Here is a 6,263-nt window from a genome sequence, read left to right as displayed (position 1 = left end):
ATCATTTATTGGAAATGTTGTCTTCCAATGAAAAGGACGATATACTGACAAATTTCAAATAGGGTTTATAGTAAACAGAGGGACATTGTAAAATAAACAAAATGAAATATTTTAGATTTGTTTGTGAAATTAAGGCAAAGTCATCGGAGGATGTGAATAAATCCCGTGATTGTATAAATGAGGTTGGAATATACTGTGCATACTTGTCAAGAATGTATGAATATTATTTTCCTGCCACACAAACAGATAATGTTGTTTCTATAACCGTTTGTTTGATTGATAATTTACAAAAGACGAAATACCCAACGTCATGTGATATGAAGGTTGTATCAAATGTTGTAAATATCGACAAGTTCAACCAATTAACTCCCAAAGACAAGTCATTTTATATTATTGATTTATGTCAGCAGGCTATAATGTCATTAGTATATGAAATGCAATGGAATACGGAAGTTTTCGAACGTACCTACGATAAAATCATAAGTATGGGTGGACTCTTCCGGGAATATTGGCGAAAGGCAAAGAGTTCGCCTAACAAGCAACTGAAAGCTCAAATATATTTTGAAGATGATTATGAGAAAGATGGTATATACATTGACTTTACTGATAAAAGAGGGAAACTTATAAAACGGGTTCAGTTTGCTCCAAAGGGTTATCAAATCTATTGCAAAGGTATCAGTGAGCTACAATGGCAAGATAATTCACACGTGATAATAAAGAGGGCTTTTGGTCATGGTTTTACAAAAACAAGTGACTATTGGATGATTGGAGTCGATGGTAGTATAGAATACCATTCTCCAAGAGTTGAAAATACAGAAATCAATACGCATGGACTTTTTGATTTAGGTATTCTCTATTGGGAAGGAAAAACAATTATGCAAAACCCCAATAAGGGGCTCGAATTAATCAAGAAAGCTGCGGATCTGAACAACAAGCATGCACAGAAATGGCTTGAAAGAAATATGAAACAAAGAACTGATAGCGAACAAAAAAACGACTGAAAAGCGGAATGCTATCAAACAGTAACATCACAAATCGCAATACATCCATAATCTTATGAATAATGTAATTGAAAAAAAAGATAGAAAACAAATTACGAAAGATTGAATACCTAATATGCCAACATACACAAGAATACTCACACCATTGCCGGATTTCATCATTTTGACGGATGAAATACTAACACAATATAATGCATCTGTTTTTCTGGAAGTAAAAAGAAATGATGCCATTATAAATAGACGTATAGTTGCCGATGATATAGCTCGTTTTGTGCGAAGTGACCGAGATAAAAACTTACATTTCTATATAACAACACTTTCGTTGGAGGATGAAAATAGCTTCAATTTCTATGATGATGCACTCTGCAAGTTTGTGATAGAAGGTAGAGGTGGTAGAGAGAATGTATCAGAATTAGAAATGTTGGAATTAAGAATTGTGTCAAAAACACCTGATAGCATTATAAACAAAATATCTAATGCCATAAACTCAAAGTTGCGAAAAGATATAGGATATGGTAGCCTAACTATAAAAGGTAACTATAAGGTGTTTTATAATAAGGCAGATTTAGGGAAAAAGAAATTTGTTTATGATATATATAATCCCTTATTGCCAATAATTGAGATAGAAAACAATGAGGATTAGTGAGATATTGATTATGCCCAACATATAAATCCGAGGTGAAACATCAGTGCGACATTCACCACGGTCAGGGCGATAGCGATAAGGACTATTTTGGCGAGCTTCCTGCCGGGATGTTTCATCTTTCCGTAATATTCACGGAGCGCTTCACGCCGCCCGGCTGTGTAGCGAAGCTGGCAGAACAAGTCGGGAAGAAAGCAGAGCATCATCACTACGGCAAAAGCAACAATCCAACTGAAATAGCGAAACATCAACGGTGTTCCAAGCGGTACGAGTATGGCAAAGAGCCAGCAAAAGAACAACAGCATACGCCCGTTAAGGTTGGTATGCTCCCTTTCGTGCCATATCTCGGCTACATACCACATATAGTCGATGAAGCAGATCCGGTATTTGCGATTGTCCTTATCCATCTTGTTACAAAAATAATGTTTTCTACCCACTTAACCATTACTTCATGCCGAAAAACACCATACCCGATAAAAAGAACCTCGCCGGCTTGTTCTTGCCGACGGGGTATTTTTATCCTCACTTGTCCTTAATCAGATGCGACAGCTCCGGGTCTGCCTTGATGCGCTCAATTTCGTCGGCTACAATCTGCCTGACCTCGTTCTTGATGCGGTAGTAGTTGGCATCAATCTGCTGCTGCATGGTGTCGTTGCCGTCCTTGTCGGTGAAGTCGATGATCTGCGGTATCTTCACGTAGCGGGCGGTCTCCCGCCTGACCTTCTCGTTATCCACGACAATCTCGGCATGGAAAATCTTCTGCTCGATACGCTCGTCGAAATTGTCGGCTACCGCCCCGACGAACATACCCTGTGTGAGGTTGGAAATCTTGCTTGCCGGAATGAGGCTGTCCATCTGGGTGTTGATGGAGACGGAGGTCTCGTTCCTGTTGATGGTCATGTTCTGCCGTTTCTGCAAGACCTTGCCGAAACGCTCGGACAGTGTCTTGGCGGTTTCGGCAACTACCTGACCTGCAAAGACATTACCGACGGTGTTGCAAATCACAGCGGACTCTTTGTCTCCGTAATCACGCTTCAACTGGCTAAAATCCTGAAAGCCGAGCATGACGGCTACCTTGTTGCTTCGGGCGGTGGCAATCAGGTTATCCAGCCCACGCATGTAGATGGTGGGCAGCTCGTCGATAATCACGGCGGATTTGAGCCGTTTCTTCTTGTTGATGAGCTTCACGATGCGGGAGTTGTACAGTCCCAACGCCGCCCCGTAGATACCCTGACGGTCGGGATTGTTACCGACTACCAGCACTTTCGGCTCTTCGGGATTGTTGATGTCGAGGGTGAAATCGTCCGCCGTCATCACCCAGTAGAGCGCCGGGGAAATCATGCGGGAAAGCGGTATCTTGGCACTGGCAATCTGCCCCTGCAACTGCTCCACCGCCGAGGATTCCCATGCGTCCATAAAGGGAGAAAGGTAGTTCTCCAGCTCCGGGTACGAGGTCAGGATGGGGAAAATGTCGGCGTACTTGCGGTTCAGGAACTCGATGGCATGGGGAAAGGTGCAATACTTGCCGTTCTTGTAGATTTTGAGATACCATATAATACTGGCTAACAAAATGATAGGCGATTCCACGAAGAAGTCGCCCTGCTTGGAAATCCACGTGCGGTTCAAATTTAACATAATCGTGTAGGCACTCTCGTAGGCATCGGATATGTCGGTCATGAAGTCGGGGTGGATGGGGTTGCAGCGGTGGCTCTCCCTCGGATTGTCGAAGTTTATCACGTAGAACTTGGGCTTGACCTTGTAGCCCTCCAAATGGGCGAGCAGGTGGTTGTAGGCTATCTCGGAGAGGTCGGGGTACTTGAAATCATACAGGAAGAGCGAATAGCCCTTCTCGATGGTCTGTTTGATGTACTGGTTGATTATCGCATAGGACTTGCCCGAACCGGGCGTGCCCAAGACCATCGTCGCACGGAAGGGATTGACAAGGTTGATCCATCCGTCATACGCCCTGCCCCGGAACCAGAAGCGGGTGCGGAGGTTGACGGAATACTCGTTCTCCTTCAGCTCGGTCTCCTGCATGAAGGATTCGTTCTCGACGTTGAACACGTCTTCGAGCAGGTCGGTCTTCAGCAGGCGGGACATCCACAGTCCCGCCATGAGCAGGCAGATATACCCGGCGGTAAGGGTGGCGATATACAGCACGGTGTCCGCCGGAAACGGCAGAGGAAGGGTGAGCAACCACCCGTTGCCGAAAAAGAGCAGCAAGCCGGACACGCCGCAAAGGATGATCCTGCGCCACGTGATTTTCTGTTCCTTCACGCCCTTTGTGCCGAGGCAGCTAAGGGCGAGGAACAGCACGGCGAAGAGCTTCGTCCAGAGGATATGGGAGAACAGCCCGGCGGTACGCTGGAAGCCGAGCAATATCCTATCGACCACGCCGATGTCGATGCCCCACTCCCGGACGGACTGGTAACAGAACCAATAAATATTGATGACTACAAATAAAATGCTTATCGCACGCATGAACTCCATGACTTTGGCGAGTCCACGCAAATCGTCTTCGTTTTGCATAATTCGTTGATGTATAAATTAAAACTTCGTTTTAGTTATGTACTTTTTCCTTTTGCCTTGATGCAAAAGAAAAAGTACCAAAAAGAAAAAATCAAGACTGCATTTTCTCGCTACTCCACTTCGCAATTTTCGGGGACAAAAAGAATTGCTTACGGCGAAAGTCCTACGTTCGGCATAGCCCAAACAAGTTTGGCTCTGCTCTCACTTAAACGGACTTTTCGCTACGCTCAAACAGCTTTTTGTCCTTATCCGAAAATCGCTGCGTTCCGCTTTACGCTGCGAAAATGAGGTCGGTATGCCATGCGGATGGTTGCTTGGTTAATGCTATCTTTTTGTTCTTTATTGCTGCCTGCCGTACTTGCGCCTCTTTTTCTTTTTGCACTGCGGAGGTACGGGCTGGTCGCCGGACGCTCCGCCGGGTACGGGGGCAAAGAGGTTGAAGGCGGCCGCCACGTTTTGGGTGGTGCCGTCCTTGTGGTCGGGACGGTAGCCGGTATCCTGTCCGTCCCATTGGGATGCGCCCGTATGCTCCTGCTGCCGGGTGGGATGTTCCACTTCGGCGGAGGGTTGCGGCAGGTGAATACCTTCCTGCCCGGCGAAAAGGTCGTTGAACACGCCTGCGGAGAACTCCTTGCCCAGACGGGAGCCGTTGAAGACGGCTTTGGCGGCATGGTCGATGAAGGTCGCCCCATAGATGCGCCCGGCTTCATTCTGACGGAATACCACGCCGATGCCCTGCTGCATGAGTTCCCGCTCGAACTGCGCCCGGTCATGCCCTGCGGTCTGCATGGCGGCGGCAACCTTTCCGGCGGTGGCGGCGGCGACCTCCTTGTGGGTCTTTTCCCATGCGGCAGCGTTGTGCATCCGCCTTTCAAGGGCTGCGATGCCCGCCTCCTTGCCGAACACGGAGGACTTGAAGGGCTTGCCGACCTTGTTGCCCTCCCTGTCGGTTGCCGAATAGGTCAAGCCGTGATACTCCCGCCCGCCGTATTCCCCCTTCACCTCGTCCACCGTGATGCCGTAAAGGGAAAGCACCGCCCGGTATTCTCCCAGTGTACGGAAACGCCACTCCCGGGCTATCGGGCGGATGACTCCCGCCAACTGCCCCTTGAGGTTGCCGTCCCCGTAACCGACGGGCGACAAGGGCAGCCCCTCCTTCCACTGCTTGGGCGTAGCCGGGACAAGACCGAACTGCCGTTCCAGCTCCCGGCAGACCTTCATCGAACGCCCGTGCTCGTAGCTGTCGGAAATGGCACGCCCGGTTTCGTCCACCCGGACGGAGACGATGTGCAGGTGCTCCCGCCCGATGTCGTTGTGGCGATAGACGATATAGGGCTGGTCGCCGAAGCCCATGCGCCGCATGTACTCCTCCGCCAAGCTGACAAACCGCTCCTCGCTCAAGCAATCCTTCGGGTCGGGATTGAGGGAGATGTGCAGGACGGGCTTCTCGGTCTTACGGTTGGCGGTCAAATAGTCGCCGAACGAGCGGGAAAGATGCCCTATCGTGTAGGGGTTATCGCCCTGCGACTCGATAATCCGGCTGGTGAAAAGCACGTCGGCGTGCCGTTCGTCCACCTTCAACTGGTTGTAGGCAAGCACCCCGTACAGGCTGCTGCCGTGCGAAATCTTGGCTATCATCGGACGGGGTATTTGCTTTGGAACTCCTCCACCAGTGCGGAAATCCGCTTGCTTAACTCGACCAGTTCGAGGGTGTGCCGCTCCAGCTTGTAGAGGAAAGCGAGGGCTTTCTTCTCCGAGAAATTGGATTTGAGCGCACGCACGCATTGGTTGTAGTTCGTGCCTATGGCACGGAACTGCGAGTGGAAAGTGGTCAGGCGCATGTAGAAATCCTGCGTCCCCTTATCCAGTTTAATGACCTTAATCTCCCTTCCGAAAAGTGCGGAAACGATAAACTCCGCCTTGGTCGCCTTGCCCGACTCGTCGAAAAGCGCGAGGAAACGGGCGTTGTCCCCGTCGTCCAGACGGAACACGTAGCGGTGGCGCATCTTGTCGGGCTTGGGCTTTCGCCCGTGGTTGCCCGCATACTTCTTCTGATTGTCCATCATCCTGTAAAATTTTAAGTGAAACAT

The 6,263-nt window shown here is 48.9% G+C and carries 6 protein-coding genes; 2 read left to right on the top strand and 4 right to left on the bottom strand.

The window, feature by feature from the left end:
- Positions 1-101: 101 nt before the first annotated feature.
- Together DWW52_RS20245 and DWW52_RS20240 are read left to right on the top strand one after the other, a co-directional pair.
- On the top strand, positions 102-1,001 hold the full coding sequence (locus tag DWW52_RS20245) for an SEL1-like repeat protein (RefSeq protein ID WP_032581406.1): 900 nt from the start codon (positions 102-104) through the stop codon (positions 999-1,001).
- 115 nt (positions 1,002-1,116) lie between these two features.
- On the top strand, positions 1,117-1,644 hold the full coding sequence (locus DWW52_RS20240) for a hypothetical protein (RefSeq protein WP_032581407.1): 528 nt from the start codon (positions 1,117-1,119) through the stop codon (positions 1,642-1,644).
- Positions 1,645-1,655: 11 nt separating this feature from the next.
- On the opposite strand, the gene DWW52_RS20235 is transcribed toward DWW52_RS20240, so the two are convergent.
- The 4 genes from DWW52_RS20235 to mobA all read right to left on the bottom strand — a co-directional run bounded on the left by DWW52_RS20235 (position 1,656) and on the right by mobA (position 6,236).
- Complete coding sequence (locus tag DWW52_RS20235; protein ID WP_032581409.1) at positions 1,656-2,051, bottom strand: hypothetical protein; 396 nt, start codon at positions 2,049-2,051, stop codon at positions 1,656-1,658.
- A 115-nt stretch (positions 2,052-2,166) separates the two neighbouring features.
- Positions 2,167-4,173, bottom strand: a complete 2,007-nt coding sequence (gene mobC / locus DWW52_RS20230) for a conjugal transfer protein MobC (protein ID WP_032581410.1) — start codon at positions 4,171-4,173, stop codon at positions 2,167-2,169.
- A gap of 339 nt (positions 4,174-4,512) precedes the next feature.
- On the bottom strand, positions 4,513-5,811 hold the full coding sequence (gene mobB / locus DWW52_RS20220) for a conjugal transfer protein MobB (protein WP_118717698.1): 1,299 nt from the start codon (positions 5,809-5,811) through the stop codon (positions 4,513-4,515).
- Entirely contained in the window at positions 5,808-6,236 is a 429-nt protein-coding gene (gene mobA / locus DWW52_RS20215; protein ID WP_004327358.1) for a conjugal transfer protein MobA, read from the bottom strand. Before mobA ends, mobB begins: the two co-directional genes overlap by 4 nt.
- Between the last annotated feature and the right edge of the window lie 27 nt (positions 6,237-6,263).

Source organism: Odoribacter sp. AF15-53, from assembly GCF_003479425.1.
Lineage (GTDB): Bacteria > Bacteroidota > Bacteroidia > Bacteroidales > Marinifilaceae > Butyricimonas.
The sequence above is the reverse complement of the archived record's forward strand: the minus strand, read 5'-3'. Positions and strand labels throughout refer to the sequence as shown.